We start from the raw sequence: 16,207 nt of genomic DNA, 5'->3' as shown, positions 1-16,207 counted from the left end.
CGGTCTGCGTCTTGTTTTAGTTGTATTCTTGTTTGCCATGCTTCTATTATATCATATTTCAGAAACTTTTCGAGGGGTTAAAAAAATGACTGCCCACTTTCGTGTTCAGTCATTTGAATGTATTTGTGATTATTTTTCTAATGGTTTACGAAGGTAACCGTAAACTACACCACTGACAATTGCTCCTACCAAGACAAAGACAAGGTAAAGAAGAGCATTTGAAGTAAGGGCGATAACGAAGATTCCTCCGTGAGGAGCCATGAGTTTGATATTTGCAAGACCAACGAGTCCACCTGCTACCGCTGAACCAAGGATGAAGCTTGGGATTGCACGAGCGGGGTCTGCTGCACCAAATGGAATCGCACCTTCAGTGATGAATGACAAGCCCATAACGATGTTCGTCAAACCAGAGTTACGTTCTTCTTTGGTAAATTTATTCTTGAAGAGAAGTGTTGCCACAAAGATTGCAAGTGGTGGAACCATTCCTCCAGCCATAACTGCTGCCATGGCTACTGAACCACCTGTTGCCACTGTTGCTGCAAGAGTACCAGTACCAAAGACGTAGGCTGCTTTATTGACAGGTCCACCCATGTCGACAGCCATCATTCCTCCAAGAACGACTCCAAGAAGGACAGCTGATCCACCTTCAAGACCACCAAGGAAGTTGTTCATACCAGTGTTGATTGCGGCCATTGGGATATTAACAGCTAGCATGACAAAGCCTGTCAAGATTGTTCCAAAAAGTGGCAAGAGAAGGATTGATTTAGCACCTTCAAGGGAGCGAGGAACCTTCACGTATTTCTTAACCAAGAGCACCAAGGCACCAGCGATGAATCCACCAACAAGAGCTCCAAGGAAACCTGATGATACCCCTGCAAGGGCTGAAGTTGCTTCACCACCCTGAGCGTAAGGGATTTTACCAAAGGCATAACCTTCTTTAGCGATAGCACCAGCTACGAAACCGGCTACCAAACCTGGTTTTTCAGCGATTGAGTAGGCAACATATCCTGCAAATACTGGCAACATCAAACCAAAGGCAGAACCACCGATTTTCATGAACATAGAAGCGAGTTCATGGTAAGAACCAAGATTTCCAAGGCTCTCATTAGGCACACCCAAAGCACCATCAATCAAGAAGGCAAGGGCAATCATGATACCACCACCAATAACGAATGGCAACATTTGTGATACACCACTCATCAAGTGTTTGTAGAAGGCACCACCTAGACTTTGTTTTTCGTTAGAAGCTGTTGAAGCTTGTGCTCCGTTAGTTGCTCGGTAGACTTCAGCATTACCAGAAAGAGCCAAGTTGATCAACTCTTCTGTCTTACGGATACCGTCTGCAACTGGACGGTTGACCAATGGTTTACCATCGAAACGATCCATCTCAACTGCTTTATCCGCAGCAATGATGACAGCTTTAGCTTTACGAATATCTTCTGCTGTCAATTTGTTGCCAACACCGCTAGCACCATTGGTTTCAACCTTGATACCAACACCCATTTCCGCAGCCACTTTTTGAAGAGCTTCTTGGGCCATGTATGTGTGGGCAATTCCTGTTGTACAAGCTGTAACTGCTACGATAAAGTCACCAGATTCATTTGCAGGAGCTTGAACTGGTTCTTGAGCTTTTTCTGAAGCTTGGTCAAAGAGTTCAATGACTTGATCAGCTGATGTTACTTGACGAAGTTTATCAGCAAATCCGTCTTTCATCAAATATTGTGACAATTCTGCCAAGGCAGCCAAGTGAGTATCATTGGCACCTTCTGGAGCCGCAATCATAAAGAAGAGGTCAGTTGGTTGCCCGTCTAAACTTTCGTAGTCAACACCCTTGTTTGACTTAGCAAAGAGAACTGTTGCTTCTTTAACTGCAGCATTTTTGCTGTGGGGCATTGCGATACCGTCACCCAAACCTGTAGAAGTCAAAGCTTCACGCGCTAAAATTCCTTCTTTAAAGGTTTCAAAATCTGTTACGTATCCGTGTTCAACCAAGCTATGAATCATTTCTTCGATAGCTGCTCTTTTTTCAGTTGCTTGCAAATCAAGCAACATCACATCTTTTCTCAATAAATCTTGAATTCTCATCTTTTTTCTACCTCAACTTTTTCATAAGTTTCTTTAATAAATGCTGCAGTTGCTAAATCATCTGAGAAGGTAGTTGCTGTTCCACAAGCCACTCCCCACTTGAAGGCTTCTACTGCATCTTTTGATTTGACAAACTCACCCGTAAATCCAGCAACCATAGAGTCACCAGCCCCCACTGAGTTTTTCACTGTTCCCTTGATTGGTTTAGCAAAGTATGCTCCATCTGATGTTACCAGAAGGGCACCATCACCAGCCATAGAGATAATCACGTTTTGAGCACCCTTAGCCAGCAATTCTCGAGCGTATTTCTCTATTTCATCAAGGCTTTCAAGCTTGACTCCAAAGATAGCTCCCAGTTCATGATTATTTGGTTTGACCAAAAGTGGTTGATAATCCAAACTATCAATCAAGGTTTGACCTTCAAAGTCACAGACTACTTGTGCGCCTGTCTGACGGGTCAAGGCAATCAAATCCTTATAGATGACATTACCCAAGTTTTTAGCACTCGAACCTGCAAATACAACTGTATCTTCTGCTGTGAGACTTGAAAGAATGGCTTTTAACTCTTCAAGTTGTTCGGGCTCAACATTAGGACCTGTCCCATTGATTTCAGTTTCTTGGTCTGCTTTGATTTTGACATTGATACGCGTATCTTCTGCCACTTGGACAAATTGCGTTTCAATTTGTTCTTCAGCTAAAGTATCTGTGATAAATTTTCCAGTAAAGCCTCCGATGAAACCTGTCGCTGTATTTGGAATATCCAAACGCTTCAAGACACGGCTAACATTGATACCTTTACCGCCAGCAAACTTATCATCACTATCCATACGATTAACACTACCAACTTCCACTTTGTCCAAACGGACAATGTAGTCTATAGATGGATTGAGTGTGACTGTATAAATCATACTTCTATTACCTCCGTTTTCTCTTTGATAGCTGACAAGAGCTCGTGACCCTTGCTTGTAATGACAATAGCACGTTTTATAGGAGCTACCTTAGCGAAACAAGACTGACCAATCTTGGATGAATCTGCTAGAACATATGTCTGTTTAGAATTTTCTAAGATAGCACGCTTGACGGCGCCCTCCTCCATATCTGGAGTTGTAAAGTAACCTTCATCTACACCGTTCATACCAATAAAGGCACGATCAAAGTGCAGTTGGTTAATCTGATTGAGAGCTACTCCTCCGATACTGGCATCAGTTGTCATCTTGACTCCACCACCGATAATGACTGTTGGAATTTGCTTATCCACTAATTGAACCGCATGGTGAATGGAATTAGTTACTACTGTAATGTCTTTTCGCTCCAATTCTTTAATGAGAAATGCTGTCGTACTTCCTGCATCCACAAAGATAACATCTTTTTCTTTGATGAGGGAAGATGCTCTTTGAGCAATCAACTTTTTCTCTTGAAGGTTTTTGACAGATTTTTCTTGAATGGTTTCTTCTTCTTGCAAGGAGTGAGGCAACTCTGCTCCTCCATGCACTCGACGAAGTTTATTTTCAGACTCCAATTCATCTAAATCACGTCTGACCGTTGATTCTGAAGTATCTAACAAGCCTACCAATTTCTCTAGAGAGACGATTTTATGCTGTTTCAATTCTTCTAAAATCAACTTTTTTCTCTCACTTTTTAGCATTAGTTTACCTCCTGTTAACGATTACATTATTCATTTTATCATAAAAAAAATCAAAGTCAAGCATTTTTTGTCACTTTCTTTCATTTTCTATCGCCGACTCCTCAACTTTAAATAAATTTGCAAGAAAGAAGGCTTTATGGTAGACTAGGTTAGTAAGTATTGGAAGATTACTCAAGAGGCTTAAGAGGCCGTGTTGGAAACGCGGTAGGCGTGTTAAAGCGTGCGTGGGTTCGAATCCCATGTCTTCCGTTTATTTTCAAAAAGATACCCAAGATTTCTTGGGTATCTTTTTTCTTATATACTTGTTTTATAACTCGGGTGAATTTCTTAGAAAATATCAAATAACAATTTCACATTGAGAATTGTTAAGATAATGGAAACAATATAACCAAGGATGGTATTCCATTTGGCATTGGTAAATTCGCCCATCAGTGATTTCTTAGAAGTTAGATAAATCAAAGGGAAGATTGAAAACGGAAGAGCGATTGAAAGAAAGACCTGCGAATAGACCAATAACTGATCCAAGGTTTTTTCCTGATGACCAAACACAACCGCTACAATCATGACAGGCAACAAGGCAAAGAGACGAGTTGCCAAACGAATGAACCACTGAGGCAATCGCATATGCAAGAATCCTTCCATAACGATTTGTCCTGTCAAGGTACCTGTGATAGTCGAATTTTGACCACTGGCTAATAAAGCCAAGGCAAACAAGGTTGATAAGGTCGAGCTAGCTATAGCTCCTGCAATAGTAGAATCCTGCAAGGCATTATACATTTGAGAGAAGGCAGAAATCTCAGATGCATGGCCGAAAAAGAGAGCCGCCCCGAGAATTAATAGAAGGGAGTTAACCACAAAGGCCAAGGATAATTGGAGATTTGAATCCCAGGTCATAAAGCGCACGGCTTTTCGAACATCATTCTTGTCCTTGTGATTGATTTTCCGAGTTTGAGACAAGGAAGAATGCAAATAGAGGTTATGGGGCATAACCGTTGCTCCCACGATCCCTAGTGCCAAGGTTAATTGACTTTCATGCCCTGGCAAGGGACTTTCAAATAAGGTTGCATTTGGCAGATAACCTTCAACGATTCCTTGGAAACTTGGGTGTGACAAGGCTACTAGATAAGTAAAGATTGCTAAAATCGTTAAAATCAGTGTTGTCACAATAGCTTCAATCTTCTTAAAGCCAAATTTCATCAGAAGCAATAAGAGAAAAACATCCAACACGGTCAAGAGAATTGCTATCATAATCGGAATCTTAAAGAGAAGATTGAGAGCAATCGCTGAACCTAGAACTTCTGCCAGATCTGTCGCCATCAAGGCTAATTCTAAAATCACCCATAGACTATAACGAAGCCATTTAGGTGAATGATGAGCCGTTGCTTGAGCCAGGTCCATCTGGGTTACAATACCAAGCTTTCCTGCCATCTGCTGAAGTTGCATGGCAATGAGAGATGAAATCAAGATAACAAACAAGAGACTATACTTATAGGAAGCACCACCGACTACACTGGTAATCCAGTTTCCTGGATCCATATAACCAACTGCGACAAGAGCACCCGGACCTAAAAAGGCCTTTAAATTTTGCCAGAAATGATTGTTATTTGGAGTATCGATAGATTGATTAATCTCAGAGAGTGACACTTTTTTATGAGAAGACATAGATACTTACCTCTTTCTAAACCTACTTTTTCATTATTTTCTATTAGAGAAAAATAAGATTGACTTTAAACTATTAAAACAATGAAAACTATATGAAAAACATTTAGTTTTTTCATTATTTTTCTTAAGGCACCTTAATTATAACAGAAAATATGATAAAAACTTAAGAAAATTCAGGACTTGATTTAATATTTAGGATACAACAAAATGTTGTATTCTTTTTTTGCAAAAGAATACCAAAGAATAAAATAAAAAACGTTGTAAAAACAACGTTTTAGAAAGATTTACAAAACAATGTAAATTATCAATGGAGCCGGTGGGAGTCGAACCCACGTCCAAACACCTGCTAACATATTTGTCTACAACCATAGGTTATGTATTGTTTTAACAATCCCTCGACACATAACTCAAGCCTAGGAACTGCGAGTCTATAAATCTCTTACCAAACTGCTAGACAAAGCTTGATCGTATCTCGCTAATAATAAGACCCATCATCAGACACGAGCAATCCGAATCGGGTCACGCCTGCTGGTTTTTAGGCAGCTAGAGCGTAAGAAGTGTTATTTTTTGCAGTTATATTTAACTGAGCGTTTACGTCGCCACACGAGTCGCAAAATATGCCTCATAATGCCTGTCGAATCCGTAACGACCCCAAAGACTATAAAGATATTATACCTTATCTAGGTTAAAAAAGCAAAAATGCAAGTAGATGTCTAGAAAAGTCTAGTTTTCAAGGTTTCTGATAGAGCCTGATAGCCAGAAACGCTAAGGTGAAGCCCATCTGTTGTATAGTCAGATTTGAGTTGCCCTTCCTGATCGAGTAGCTCTTCAAAAGCAGACACATATTCTACCTGCATGTATGCAGAAGCTAACTCTTGATAGGCTTGGTTCCAGGCCTTGATTTTCTCATTTGTACGAATATAAACTGTCTGTTTGTATTCTTCCCCTTGATGAACTGGCAGAATAGAAACTAGCTTAATCTGTGACAGCGGATAGTCACGAGAAATACTTTGAATCACACTTTCGAGATTGGTTAGTGCTTGACTCATTGGAACATCTTTTCCAATGTCATTGGTCCCAATCAAAAGCACGATTTGATCCACTGTATCACCATAGAGGTGGGCATCAAGGTTATCTAGTAAAAGTCCAGTTTGATAGCCTCGAATACCTCTATTTACAATGGTCTTTGTTGTCCCTAGCAATTCCTGTAAGGGATAATACTCCACAATAGAATCTCCAATAAAGATGATATCTGGTTCAATGACCGAAATCTGATTGAGTTCACGATACTTGGTTTGAATTTTTTCCTGCTCTTTTAAGAGCCAGTTTTCTAATAGCTGTACTGCCAAGTTATTCTCCTCTTTCTAGCCAGTTTTCTAAAACTTGGTAAACACCCGCCTTACTGTTAGCTGGAGCTACTTTTGTCGCAACTCTCTTAACAGCCTCTTCTGCATTTTCCATAGCGTATGAAATTCCTGCCAACTCTAACATTTCAATGTCATTTTCACTATCACCAAAGGCCATGATTTGTTCAGGTTTTAAGTTCCAACGTTTGAGCAATTCTACTAACCCCCACGCTTTATGAATCCCATCTTGTAAGATATCAATACAACCATAACCGCTGGAAACAGCTCGCACATGCCCATCAAATAGGTCATTAATTTCCTGTAAAACCGATTCGGATCGTTCTTCACCAACAACCATACTCATCTTGAGAACACCACCGAAGAGATTAGAGTCAAATTCATCGACGAATTGCATTCGTTGATAGAGCTTTTCAATCATCTCTGGAGTCATAAATTTATCAAGTTCTGTAAAAACTGTACCTTCTTTGACAAAACCACCATTCATAGCAGTTACAACAAACTGATCCTGACATTCTCTACCTTTAAAGTGAGCTAAAGCTCTATCAACCATGGCATCATCCCAAGTTTGTGCTTGAATCAATTCATTGTTCTCGAATATTCGAGCACCGTTAGCAACTACGAGAACCACTCTCTCTGCTAAATGTCCCAGTAATTGTCTCATACGATGAACTTCATTTCCCGTTGCAATGACAAAACGAATATCACATTGGTCCAGCTTGTCCAAAATTTTTTCTAGACGAGGTAGATCCAGTTGTCCCTTGGGGTCTAACAAGGTGCCATCCATATCCGTCGCAATTACTCTAATGTCCATCTTTTTCTTCTCGCTCTCCATTGCTACCATTTCAAACCTACATGCTCATTCATTTCTTTGTAGGCTGTATCAATGCGTTCCTTGGTTTCATCATCTAACTGGCTACGATATTTCCCACCCTCAATGAAATCATCTAAGATATAGGTCTGGTATAGATAGAGTGGATAACCTTCTGGAGAATAAGTTCCTTTTGGTGTCCTATTAACCCAGCTAGGATGGGCTTTAGCAGTCTCAATCGTAGTCTTTCCTGCTTTTTTCTTAATAGTCACGTCCATGAGAACGCCACGTTCTGTCCATTTGGCATTTTCCTCATCCTGCATGGTTTCAATACGCTGATTTGATAGGAAATTCCCCATAGAGTAGATTATGAGTTTCTTATCCCCGTCTTTTTCAACTGTCTCAGCTGGTTCAACAACGTGAGGGTGTCCACCGAAGATAATATCAGCCCCCCAATCGATCATTTTATGGTAGAGTTCCTTTTGCTCTTCTGTTGGTTCTAATTGATACTCAATTCCCATCTGAGGCATAACAACCGTTATATCTGCTTCTTTTTCAGCTCGTTCAATTTCTGCCTTCATTTTTTCTTCGTTGAGGTCAGAAAGATGATTGTCGTAGTCTTCTTTAGAAATGTATTCTTCAATACCGTTAAAACCATAAGAATAAGCTAGAAGAGCAACTTTTATGCCCTTGACTTCCTTGATGACGATAGGCGCCTTATCTCTTGGTTCTTGGGTGTAAACTCCGATTGGAGTCATTCCAGCTTTTTCGATAGCATCAGCAGTTGAAAAAACTCCCTCAATCTGAGAATCTAAGATATGATTGTGAGCCAAGTCTAACACTTGGTAACCAGCATCCTTTATAGCCCCCATGACTTCTCCAGGTGCATTAAACAAAGGATAACCTGCAAGATAGTGGTCTTTATTTACGGTTCCTTCAAAGTCACCGATAACTAAATCTGCTTGCTTGAGCCAAGGTTTTACATACTCAAAATTTTCATGAAAATCATAAGTACCATCTTCTTTTAGGGCAGTTCGATAAATCGGAATATGATAGAGGAGGTCACCATTTGCCATGATGCGCACACTCGTTTCTTCTTCCGTTACGGAATTCTGACCTTTAGAATCTGAATTCTGACTCACTGCAGGTGCATTCCTATTCCACAATGGAACTCCCTCAATTCCTTGAGCTAATAAAGTCAAAGCCATCGAAATCGCAACAACAATCAACAACACAACAACAAAGGTTTTATTACTCCACTGTTGATATTTTTTGAAAAATTGGATAGACTCTCTGACAACTGGTAATCCTGATTGCTTTATTCTTCTACTACGTTTTTCCATATCTTTTCTCCTTGCTTTTTGATGCAAGTCTCCTTACCTTATTATACCACAGACAAATAGCTATTTCCCTTTATTAACAATTTCTGTGACTTTCATTCTCAACTATTTTGTGTTATCATGGAATTGTAATGGAAGGAAGGAGAGAAGATGTCTGCTATAGAACGTATTACAAAAGCTTCACATTTAATTGACATGAAAGATATTATCCGCGAGGGCAATCCAACCCTACGTGCAGTTGCCGAGGAAGTCACTTTCCCATTGAGTGATCAAGATATCATTCTTGGTGAGAAAATGATGCAATTTTTGAAACATTCGCAAGACCCAGTTATGGCTGAAAAGTTAGGGCTACGTGGAGGAGTAGGACTTGCTGCACCACAATTAGATATCTCAAAACGCATCATTGCTGTTTTAGTTCCTAATATCACCGAGGAAGGTGAAACACCTCAAGAAGCCTATGACTTACAAGCTGTTATGTACAATCCTAAGATTGTCTCACACTCAGTCCAAGACGCTGCTCTAGGAGAGGGAGAAGGTTGCCTATCAGTCGATCGTGCTGTCCCAGGTTATGTTATCCGCCATGCTCGAGTAACTGTCGACTACTTTGACAAAGATGGCGAAAAGCATCGCATCAAGCTAAAAGGCTACAACTCCATCGTTGTACAACATGAAATCGACCACTTAAATGGTATTATGTTTTATGATCGTATCAATGAAAAGGATCCTTTCGCAGTCAAAGAAGGTTTACTCATTCTGGAATAAAGAAAATCCCGTTCGACAACGGGGTTTTATGTTATAATAGAGCCATGAAAACAAATGATATTGTCTATGGCGTTCACGCCGTTACCGAAGCACTGTTAGCAAATACTGGAAACAAACTCTATCTCCAGGATGATTTACGAGGTAAGAATGTAGAAAAAGTCAAGGAACTGGCGACTGAAAAGAAAGTATCCATCTCTTGGACTTCAAAAAAATCACTTTCCGAGATGACTGAAGGAGCTGTCCACCAAGGTTTTGTCCTACGTGTTTCTGAATTTGCCTATACTGAACTTGAGCAGATTCTTGCTCAGACTCGTCAAGAAGAAAACCCACTACTATTAATTCTAGATGGACTAACTGACCCTCATAACTTAGGTTCTATCCTAAGAACAGCCGATGCAACCAATGTTTCAGGCGTCATTATTCCTAAGCATCGAGCTGTTGGTGTTACTCCTGTCGTTGCAAAAACAGCAACGGGTGCCATCGAGCATGTGCCTATCGCTCGCGTGACCAACCTCAGCCAAACCTTGGACAAACTTAAAGAAGAGGGCTTTTGGACCTTTGGAACTGATATGAATGGAACTCCTTGCCATAAATGGAACACCAGTGGAAAGGTCGCCCTCATTATCGGAAATGAAGGAAAAGGTATCTCAAGTAACATCAAAAAGCAAGTGGACGAGATGATCACTATTCCAATGAATGGACATGTACAGAGTCTCAATGCAAGCGTTGCTGCTGCTATTCTTATGTACGAAGTCTTCCGCAATCGATTATAAAAAAGTGAGGTTGGGACAAAAGATCCCGACCTCACTTTTTATTAACAATCAAACTTTGACGCGGTAGCTGATTGAACTTTTTGTTCGTCTTTTAGACTCCAAAAAGCTCCTAATCATCCTCGCGGGGCTGGGACTACGAAATCGAGACTTTGTCTATCGATTTCTGTCCCACCGCCTTTTTAACTATGTTCAGTAATATATTTATAGGCTTCTTGACCTGCAATAGCACCATCTCCAACTGCTGTTGTAACTTGGCGAAGGTCTTTCTGACGAACATCTCCAACTGCAAAGACACCTGCAACACTTGTCTTCATGTGGTCATCTGTCACAATCCAACCTGACTCATCTTGGATTTGTAAATCTTTTGTAAAATCGCTAACTGGATCTAAACCAACATAGATGAAGACACCTCCAAAGGCATGTTCAGTCACTTGATTTGTTTTAACATTTTCAATGACAACTGACTCCACACGGTTTTCACCCTTGATTTCTTTGACAACAGAATCCCAAATGAAGTTGATTTTTTCATTAGCAAAGGCGCGATCTTGCAAGACTTTTTGAGCACGAAGTTCATCACGACGGTGAACGATGGTTACAGATTTGGCGAACTGTGTTAAGAAAATTGCTTCTTCAACAGCCGAATCTCCTCCACCTACAACCAACAAATCTTGGTCACGGAAAAAGGCTCCATCACAAACCGCACAGTAGGAAACTCCTCGACTGTTCAGTTCTTCTTCACCTGGAACGCCTAAGAGTCGATGCTTAGAACCAGTCGCTACGATAACTGTGCGAGTTTCAAATTCTTCATTGTCTGTGATTACTTTCTTAACGTCACCATGGTTCTCAATATTTTCTACAAAGCCATAGAGATGCTCAACACCTAGATTTTCAAGAGGTTCAAACATCTTTTCCGATAACTCAGGTCCACTAATGTTAGCATAACCTGGATAGTTTTCAATGTCAGAAGTGTTGTTCATCTGACCGCCAGGAAGGCCACCTTCAATCAAAGCTACTTTGAGATTGCTGCGAGCTGCATACAAGGCTGCAGTCATCCCAGCAGGACCTGCACCGATAATAATCGTATCGTACATTCTATTTCCTTCTTTCTTGTTGTAACTATTATTATTCTAACGGATAAAATCCTATTTGACAACTATTACGCCTTGAGAACCAACAAGATGCTCATGGTTGCAAAAGACAATACTGGAATTGTTAGAACTCCAATCATAATCATATCATAGAGGTGAGCCTGACGCTCCTTGGCAGTTTTATCCACACCTGATAGAGCTCTTAAACCAATCCAAATCCCTAAGACAACCAAGACTAGTAAAATCGTCAAAACCAAACTCTCTAAATACAAAGCAAATAGCTGAACTAGCATGCTCTCTCTCATTTCTATTATTTTTAAAGAGCAAACCCAGTTAGCTTAGCCAACTGAGTTTTTCTTATCTTCTATTATATCAAATATAGGTCCGTTTGTAACTAGCAAAGAACTCTTTTGTTCGTTCTTCTTTAGGATGGTTGATAATCTCATCCGGTGTTCCAGATTCAATAATCTTTCCTTTATCCAAGAATAAAACCTTATCAGCCACTTGAGCAACAAATGACATATCATGACTAACCAAAACCATGGTTTGACCTGATTTTGCAGCATTGGCAATCGATCTTTCTACCTCACCAACCAATTCTGGGTCCAGTGCTGAAGTTGGTTCATCCAAGAGTAAGACGTCTGGTTTCATGGCTAGGGCACGCGCTATAGCTACCCGTTGTTTTTGCCCCCCTGACAAGTGACGCGGATAATGCTGTTCACGATCAGAAAGCCCAACCTTAGCTAGCTCTTCCTTAGCAATTTCAGTCGCTTCTTCGTCCGATAGTTTTTTAACTACCACCAAGCCTTCTTTAACATTGTCTAGCGCTGTTCTACGCTCAAATAAATTAAACTGTTGGAAAACCATCGATAGTTTGCGACGAAGAGTTAGAATTTCTTCTTGCGTAATTTGAGAAAAATCAACTTTGAAATCATCAATCTGAATACTTCCACTATCAGGAGTTTCTAGATAGTTTAGGCTACGAAGAAAAGTTGATTTCCCAGCTCCTGAAGAACCAATTAAGGCAACAACCTCTCCTTTTTGAATATCTAAATTCAGATGATCCAAAACAGTTTGACCTGAAAAGGATTTGCTTAAATTTGAAATTTTAATCATTAGCGAAGCTCTCCTTTCACATCTGTCTCAACATTATCTGGTGCTGTAATAGCCATTTTTCTTTCAATGAAACGGCCAAGATTTTCAATAACGATATTTACTACCCAGTAGACAAGGGCAACTGAGATAAAACGTTCAAAGTAACGATAGTCTGCACCACCCAAAATCTGAGCTTGGGCAAAGACTTCTACAACACCTGCACTAAAGGCTAGGGAAGTCCCCTTGGTCAAGCCAATCAAGGAGTTTATCAAGGTTGGTGTTGCCACTACTGCTGCATTGGGAATAATCACACGACGGTAAACTTGACCACGTGTCATACCAAGACTTCGAGCTGCTTCAATTTCCCCTGGATTTACAGAAAGAATTGCCGCACGAATGGTTTCACTAGCATAGGCCGCTTCGTTAAAAGCAAATGCTACAATCGCAAATGTTGCTGCTGGAATAGCATTAATGTTTAGAGAAGTTCCCCATTGTTGATTCAAGGCTTTCAAAGCTAGTGGAATCCCATAATAAGTCAACATTAGTTGAACTAAAATTGGAGTTCCTTTTAAGAAACTTACAAAAAAGGCTTGTAATGGGTATATAAATCTAACTCGGTTGATTTTAACGATAGCAAATATTAGGGCTAGCATGATACCAAAAAAGGCACCAAATACCGTTAACATCAATGTTGTAGGTAATTGCTGTACAATTCTTGGGATCCCATCAAAGACAGAACGCCAACTAAAAAGTTTGCCATCTGGAATATATTGCATCAAATTTTGATACCAATCAGATGCTAAAATCGTTGTAACATTCATAGAAACATCCTCTCAAGATAATGATTCATTCTATCATACTTATGCTCTAATTAAAAATATTTGCTACGAGCATATCAGATTTCATCTACCTTCTAGTTTATCATACTTTAAAAGTGGGAGGTTATATATATTATCTATCAAGGAGATAGAAAAAAACTAATTCAAATCCAAGTTATTGTATGTCTTACGGTAGCCAATTTGTTTTACAAGACCATTTTCAACAAGTATTGGACGTTTTAATAACATACCATCACTAGCCAAGAGTTTGGCTGCTTCTTTGTTTGACAATGTTCCAACCTTATCTTTCAATCCGAGTTCACGATATTTGATTCCACTAGTATTAAAAAATTGCTTCAATTCAAATCCCGAAGTTTCGAGCCAGTTTAAAATGACCTCTTCACTCGGAGTCTCTTCAACGATATGAACGTCTTTATATTCTAGTCCGAGTTGATCTAATTCTTTCTTAGCTTTTTTACAAGTTGTACATTTTGGATATTCGATAAATTCTAACATTTTCTTCTCTTTCTATTTTTTATTTTCTTGATAACTTGCACCTTCATGCCTCAAGAGCCAAGCCTTCTTTTCGAGCCCCCAAGCATAGCCTGTCAGACGTCCTCCAGCACCTAGCACACGGTGACAAGGTACAAGGATAGACCAGGGATTGCGACCTACTGCTCCTCCGACTGCTTGGGCGGAAGCCACCTGCAAGTCCTTAGCTATTTGCCCATAAGTAACAGTCTGACCAAAAGGAATTCCACGCAAGTAGTTCCAGACTCTTTTTTCAAAGTCACTACCGACAGGAGCTAAAGGCATTTCAGATAAGTCTTGATCTTGCCCCTTAAAATAAATCTCTAAATAGGAAGTAATTTGATTTAAAATGGGATGACTGTCAACAACAGTCACATCATTTTCAGATAATCCCTTCTCAAAATCGCTCTCTTCTTCAATCCATATCCCAAACAAATAGTGGTCATCTGCTACCAGAGATAGGGAACCAATCGGTGACTTGTATAGCATCTTTACATACTTCTTAGGCATTTGATTTTAATTTTTGATAGGCCAAGCGTTCCCCGTCTACTGGAACTTTACCAACCTGTTTGAAGCCCAGTTTTTCAAAGATATGCTGCATGGCTATGTTTTTAGCGTGCGTATCTGAACGAAAATCTAGGTAATCGAAGCCTTCAACCAAGCCTTCTAAAAAGGTCTGAGCAACACCTTGACCTTGCGCATCTCTAGCAACAGCAATACGGTGAAATACTAAGTATTCTGCTTCATTTCCCTCCCAGTTGCCATCATAAATTGCTTCATAAGCTTTTTCTGGGCTCTTAGTCACTGCTGCATAGGCTAAGAGGTCCCCTTCGTCTAGGGCTACATAAGCTTTACCAGAGATGATATCTTCAATAATGGTATCTGCATCTGGGTAGCCGTTTTGCCACTGAGTGCTACCAGCTTCTGCCAAACATTTCTTGGCTCCCTCAATCACTTGCATAATTGCATCAACTTCGTTTGGAAAGGCTAAGCGAATCTCCATCATTTATCCTCTTTTCATACTATTTTCTCTCATCATAGCATAAATTATTTCTTTCTACAAGCACTTGAAACTTGACTTATTATTTCTAATATTTTATAATCTAGTTATCAAAACTAGATAAAAAGGAGTTGAAAATGAATACCTCTTTTTCCTATCCAAAATGGGAAGAAATTCCAAGTATCAATCTCTATCTGGACCAGGTTCTGCTTTATGTCAATCAAATCTGTCCTCCAGCTTCTCCTGACAAGGAGAAAGGTTTGACAGCATCCATGGTGAACAACTATGTCAAACACGGTTATATCAGTAAACCTGAAAAGAAAAAATACCAACGCAAACAAATCGCACGATTGATTGCTATTACCACTCTCAAGTCTGTTTTTTCTATCCAAGAAATTGCTCAAACCCTTAATACCCTACACACAGACACTAATTCAGAAGAACTTTACAATGCATTTGTGGACTATATGAATGAAGATATTGATCCAGCTAATCCCATTATTCAGGCAAGCTGCCAAACGGTCAAACTCTATCATCAAACACTTGCACTAGTCTATACAGAAACCGAAAAGGAGGAAACAAATGAATACTAGTTTCAAACTTAGTAAACGACTTAGTTTTGGAGAAGAAATTGCCAACAGTGTCACCCATGCTGTAGGAGCATTTATCATGCTCATCCTACTACCCATTTCATCTACTTACAGTTATGAGGTGCATGGTTTCTTATCGTCTATCGGTGTTTCCATCTTCGTCATCAGTCTCTTTCTCATGTTCTTATCATCAACTATTTATCATTCTATGGCTTATGGTTCAACTCATAAATATGTGTTACGAATTATTGACCATTCTATGATTTATGTTGCCATTGCTGGCTCGTATACTCCTGTCGTTTTGACCTTGATGAATAACTGGTTTGGTTATCTGATTATCGCCATTCAGTGGGGGACAACTATTTTCGGTATTCTTTATAAAATCTTTGCCAAGAAGGTCAATGAAAAATTCAGTCTCATCCTTTACCTCATCATGGGATGGCTTGTATTGGCTATCTTACCAGCAATCATCAGTCAGACAAGTCCAATGTTTTGGAGTCTTATGGTATCAGGTGGCCTTTGCTATACAGTTGGCGCTGGATTCTACGCTAAAAAGAAACCATACTTCCATATGATTTGGCATCTCTTCATTCTAGCAGCCTCTGCTCTCCAATATATTGCTATTGTTTATTACATGTAAAAA

At 39.8% G+C, this 16,207-nt stretch carries 18 protein-coding genes, 1 tRNA gene and 1 other RNA gene; 5 read left to right on the top strand and 15 right to left on the bottom strand.

The features are described from left to right. Nucleotides 1–129 precede the first annotated feature (129 nt). Genes AB2B47_RS00420 through AB2B47_RS00410 form a run of 3 tightly spaced genes read right to left on the bottom strand, consistent with a single transcriptional unit; the run spans nt 130 to nt 3,730 of the window. Nucleotides 130–2,085, bottom strand: coding sequence for a PTS fructose transporter subunit IIABC (locus AB2B47_RS00420; RefSeq protein WP_006152505.1), 1,956 nt, complete (start codon nt 2,083–2,085; stop codon nt 130–132). Then, complete coding sequence (pfkB, locus tag AB2B47_RS00415; RefSeq protein WP_006152496.1) at nt 2,082–2,993, bottom strand: 1-phosphofructokinase; 912 nt, start codon at nt 2,991–2,993, stop codon at nt 2,082–2,084. Before pfkB ends, AB2B47_RS00420 begins: the two co-directional genes overlap by 4 nt. Further along, on the bottom strand, nt 2,990–3,730 hold the full coding sequence (locus AB2B47_RS00410) for a DeoR/GlpR family DNA-binding transcription regulator (RefSeq protein ID WP_006152490.1): 741 nt from the start codon (nt 3,728–3,730) through the stop codon (nt 2,990–2,992). Before AB2B47_RS00410 ends, pfkB begins: the two co-directional genes overlap by 4 nt. A 161-nt stretch (nt 3,731–3,891) precedes the next feature. Between AB2B47_RS00410 and AB2B47_RS00405 the strand changes: the two genes are divergently transcribed. After that, nucleotides 3,892–3,979 (top strand) — tRNA-Ser (locus AB2B47_RS00405). Between the two features lie 78 nt (nt 3,980–4,057). On the opposite strand, the gene AB2B47_RS00400 is transcribed toward AB2B47_RS00405, so the two are convergent. From AB2B47_RS00400 to AB2B47_RS00380, 5 genes are all read right to left on the bottom strand, one after another. Continuing rightward, a complete protein-coding gene (locus AB2B47_RS00400) occupies nt 4,058–5,392 on the bottom strand; it encodes an Nramp family divalent metal transporter (RefSeq protein ID WP_006152492.1) in 1,335 nt (444 codons plus the stop codon). A 305-nt stretch (nt 5,393–5,697) separates the two neighbouring features. Then, nucleotides 5,698–6,045: a transfer-messenger RNA gene (ssrA, locus tag AB2B47_RS00395) on the bottom strand. 60 nt (nt 6,046–6,105) lie between these two features. Further along, on the bottom strand, nt 6,106–6,741 hold the full coding sequence (locus AB2B47_RS00390) for an SGNH/GDSL hydrolase family protein (protein ID WP_006152545.1): 636 nt from the start codon (nt 6,739–6,741) through the stop codon (nt 6,106–6,108). Nucleotide 6,742: 1 nt separating this feature from the next. Continuing rightward, nucleotides 6,743–7,570 carry a Cof-type HAD-IIB family hydrolase gene (locus AB2B47_RS00385; RefSeq protein ID WP_025170366.1) on the bottom strand — a complete coding sequence of 276 codons (828 nt, stop codon included), beginning with the start codon at nt 7,568–7,570 and terminating at the stop codon, nt 6,743–6,745. 23 nt (nt 7,571–7,593) lie between these two features. Beyond that, complete coding sequence (locus tag AB2B47_RS00380; RefSeq protein WP_006152494.1) at nt 7,594–8,910, bottom strand: CapA family protein; 1,317 nt, start codon at nt 8,908–8,910, stop codon at nt 7,594–7,596. Between the two features lie 147 nt (nt 8,911–9,057). On the opposite strand from AB2B47_RS00380, the gene def reads away from it, so the two are divergent. Then, the gene (gene def / locus AB2B47_RS00375; RefSeq protein ID WP_006152551.1) at nt 9,058–9,669 is read left to right on the top strand and encodes a peptide deformylase; all 612 of its coding nucleotides are present in this window, start codon (nt 9,058–9,060) and stop codon (nt 9,667–9,669) included. Nucleotides 9,670–9,713: 44 nt separating this feature from the next. Next, a complete protein-coding gene (gene rlmB, locus AB2B47_RS00370) occupies nt 9,714–10,442 on the top strand; it encodes a 23S rRNA (guanosine(2251)-2'-O)-methyltransferase RlmB (RefSeq protein WP_006148811.1) in 729 nt (242 codons plus the stop codon). 179 nt (nt 10,443–10,621) lie between these two features. On the opposite strand, the gene trxB is transcribed toward rlmB, so the two are convergent. The 7 genes from trxB to AB2B47_RS00335 all read right to left on the bottom strand — a co-directional run bounded on the left by trxB (nt 10,622) and on the right by AB2B47_RS00335 (nt 14,977). After that, a complete protein-coding gene (gene trxB, locus AB2B47_RS00365; protein WP_006152471.1) occupies nt 10,622–11,533 on the bottom strand; it encodes a thioredoxin-disulfide reductase in 912 nt (303 codons plus the stop codon). Between the two features lie 65 nt (nt 11,534–11,598). Continuing rightward, a complete protein-coding gene (locus AB2B47_RS00360) occupies nt 11,599–11,823 on the bottom strand; it encodes a DUF4059 family protein (RefSeq protein WP_006152536.1) in 225 nt (74 codons plus the stop codon). 79 nt (nt 11,824–11,902) lie between these two features. Beyond that, the gene (locus AB2B47_RS00355) at nt 11,903–12,646 is read right to left on the bottom strand and encodes an amino acid ABC transporter ATP-binding protein (protein ID WP_004253930.1); all 744 of its coding nucleotides are present in this window, start codon (nt 12,644–12,646) and stop codon (nt 11,903–11,905) included. Beyond that, nucleotides 12,646–13,446 carry an amino acid ABC transporter permease gene (locus tag AB2B47_RS00350; RefSeq protein ID WP_006152477.1) on the bottom strand — a complete coding sequence of 267 codons (801 nt, stop codon included), beginning with the start codon at nt 13,444–13,446 and terminating at the stop codon, nt 12,646–12,648. The genes AB2B47_RS00355 and AB2B47_RS00350 overlap by 1 nt, the downstream gene beginning before the upstream one ends. A 156-nt stretch (nt 13,447–13,602) precedes the next feature. Then, nucleotides 13,603–13,959, bottom strand: a complete 357-nt coding sequence (locus tag AB2B47_RS00345) for a Spx/MgsR family RNA polymerase-binding regulatory protein (RefSeq protein WP_006152519.1) — start codon at nt 13,957–13,959, stop codon at nt 13,603–13,605. A gap of 12 nt (nt 13,960–13,971) precedes the next feature. Continuing rightward, complete coding sequence (locus tag AB2B47_RS00340) at nt 13,972–14,463, bottom strand: methylated-DNA--[protein]-cysteine S-methyltransferase (RefSeq protein ID WP_006152476.1); 492 nt, start codon at nt 14,461–14,463, stop codon at nt 13,972–13,974. A 13-nt stretch (nt 14,464–14,476) separates the two neighbouring features. After that, nucleotides 14,477–14,977: a GNAT family N-acetyltransferase gene (locus tag AB2B47_RS00335; protein ID WP_006152489.1), complete on the bottom strand. Its 501-nt coding sequence runs from the start codon at nt 14,975–14,977 to the stop codon at nt 14,477–14,479. A 134-nt stretch (nt 14,978–15,111) separates the two neighbouring features. Between AB2B47_RS00335 and AB2B47_RS00330 the strand changes: the two genes are divergently transcribed. Together AB2B47_RS00330 and trhA are read left to right on the top strand one after the other, a co-directional pair. Further along, nucleotides 15,112–15,567, top strand: coding sequence for a DUF1836 domain-containing protein (locus tag AB2B47_RS00330; protein WP_006152538.1), 456 nt, complete (start codon nt 15,112–15,114; stop codon nt 15,565–15,567). Further along, nucleotides 15,557–16,204 (top strand): PAQR family membrane homeostasis protein TrhA, encoded by a 648-nt coding sequence (gene trhA / locus AB2B47_RS00325; RefSeq protein ID WP_006152533.1) that lies wholly within the window; start codon nt 15,557–15,559, stop codon nt 16,202–16,204. The genes AB2B47_RS00330 and trhA overlap by 11 nt, the downstream gene beginning before the upstream one ends. The last annotated feature ends 3 nt before the right edge of the window (nt 16,205–16,207 follow it).

The organism is Streptococcus wuxiensis, from assembly GCF_040888245.1.
GTDB lineage: Bacteria > Bacillota > Bacilli > Lactobacillales > Streptococcaceae > Streptococcus > Streptococcus wuxiensis.
The sequence above is the reverse complement of the archived record's forward strand: the minus strand, read 5'-3'. Positions and strand labels throughout refer to the sequence as shown.

Excerpts from the sequence above, each read along its gene's own strand:
- AB2B47_RS00420 (WP_006152505.1), bottom strand. The coding sequence starts at position 2,085 with ATGAGAATTCAAGATTTATTGAGAAAAGATGTGATGTTGCTTGATTTG.
- pfkB (WP_006152496.1), bottom strand. The coding sequence starts at position 2,993 with ATGATTTATACAGTCACACTCAATCCATCTATAGACTACATTGTCCGT.
- AB2B47_RS00410 (WP_006152490.1), bottom strand. The coding sequence starts at position 3,730 with ATGCTAAAAAGTGAGAGAAAAAAGTTGATTTTAGAAGAATTGAAACAG.
- AB2B47_RS00400 (WP_006152492.1), bottom strand. The coding sequence starts at position 5,392 with ATGTCTTCTCATAAAAAAGTGTCACTCTCTGAGATTAATCAATCTATC.
- AB2B47_RS00385 (WP_025170366.1), bottom strand. The coding sequence starts at position 7,570 with ATGGACATTAGAGTAATTGCGACGGATATGGATGGCACCTTGTTAGAC.
- AB2B47_RS00380 (WP_006152494.1), bottom strand. The coding sequence starts at position 8,910 with ATGGAAAAACGTAGTAGAAGAATAAAGCAATCAGGATTACCAGTTGTC.
- def (WP_006152551.1), top strand. The coding sequence starts at position 9,058 with ATGTCTGCTATAGAACGTATTACAAAAGCTTCACATTTAATTGACATG.
- rlmB (WP_006148811.1), top strand. The coding sequence starts at position 9,714 with ATGAAAACAAATGATATTGTCTATGGCGTTCACGCCGTTACCGAAGCA.
- trxB (WP_006152471.1), bottom strand. The coding sequence starts at position 11,533 with ATGTACGATACGATTATTATCGGTGCAGGTCCTGCTGGGATGACTGCA.
- AB2B47_RS00360 (WP_006152536.1), bottom strand. The coding sequence starts at position 11,823 with ATGCTAGTTCAGCTATTTGCTTTGTATTTAGAGAGTTTGGTTTTGACG.
- AB2B47_RS00355 (WP_004253930.1), bottom strand. The coding sequence starts at position 12,646 with ATGATTAAAATTTCAAATTTAAGCAAATCCTTTTCAGGTCAAACTGTT.
- AB2B47_RS00350 (WP_006152477.1), bottom strand. The coding sequence starts at position 13,446 with ATGAATGTTACAACGATTTTAGCATCTGATTGGTATCAAAATTTGATG.
- AB2B47_RS00345 (WP_006152519.1), bottom strand. The coding sequence starts at position 13,959 with ATGTTAGAATTTATCGAATATCCAAAATGTACAACTTGTAAAAAAGCT.
- AB2B47_RS00340 (WP_006152476.1), bottom strand. The coding sequence starts at position 14,463 with ATGCTATACAAGTCACCGATTGGTTCCCTATCTCTGGTAGCAGATGAC.
- AB2B47_RS00335 (WP_006152489.1), bottom strand. The coding sequence starts at position 14,977 with ATGGAGATTCGCTTAGCCTTTCCAAACGAAGTTGATGCAATTATGCAA.
- AB2B47_RS00330 (WP_006152538.1), top strand. The coding sequence starts at position 15,112 with ATGAATACCTCTTTTTCCTATCCAAAATGGGAAGAAATTCCAAGTATC.
- trhA (WP_006152533.1), top strand. The coding sequence starts at position 15,557 with ATGAATACTAGTTTCAAACTTAGTAAACGACTTAGTTTTGGAGAAGAA.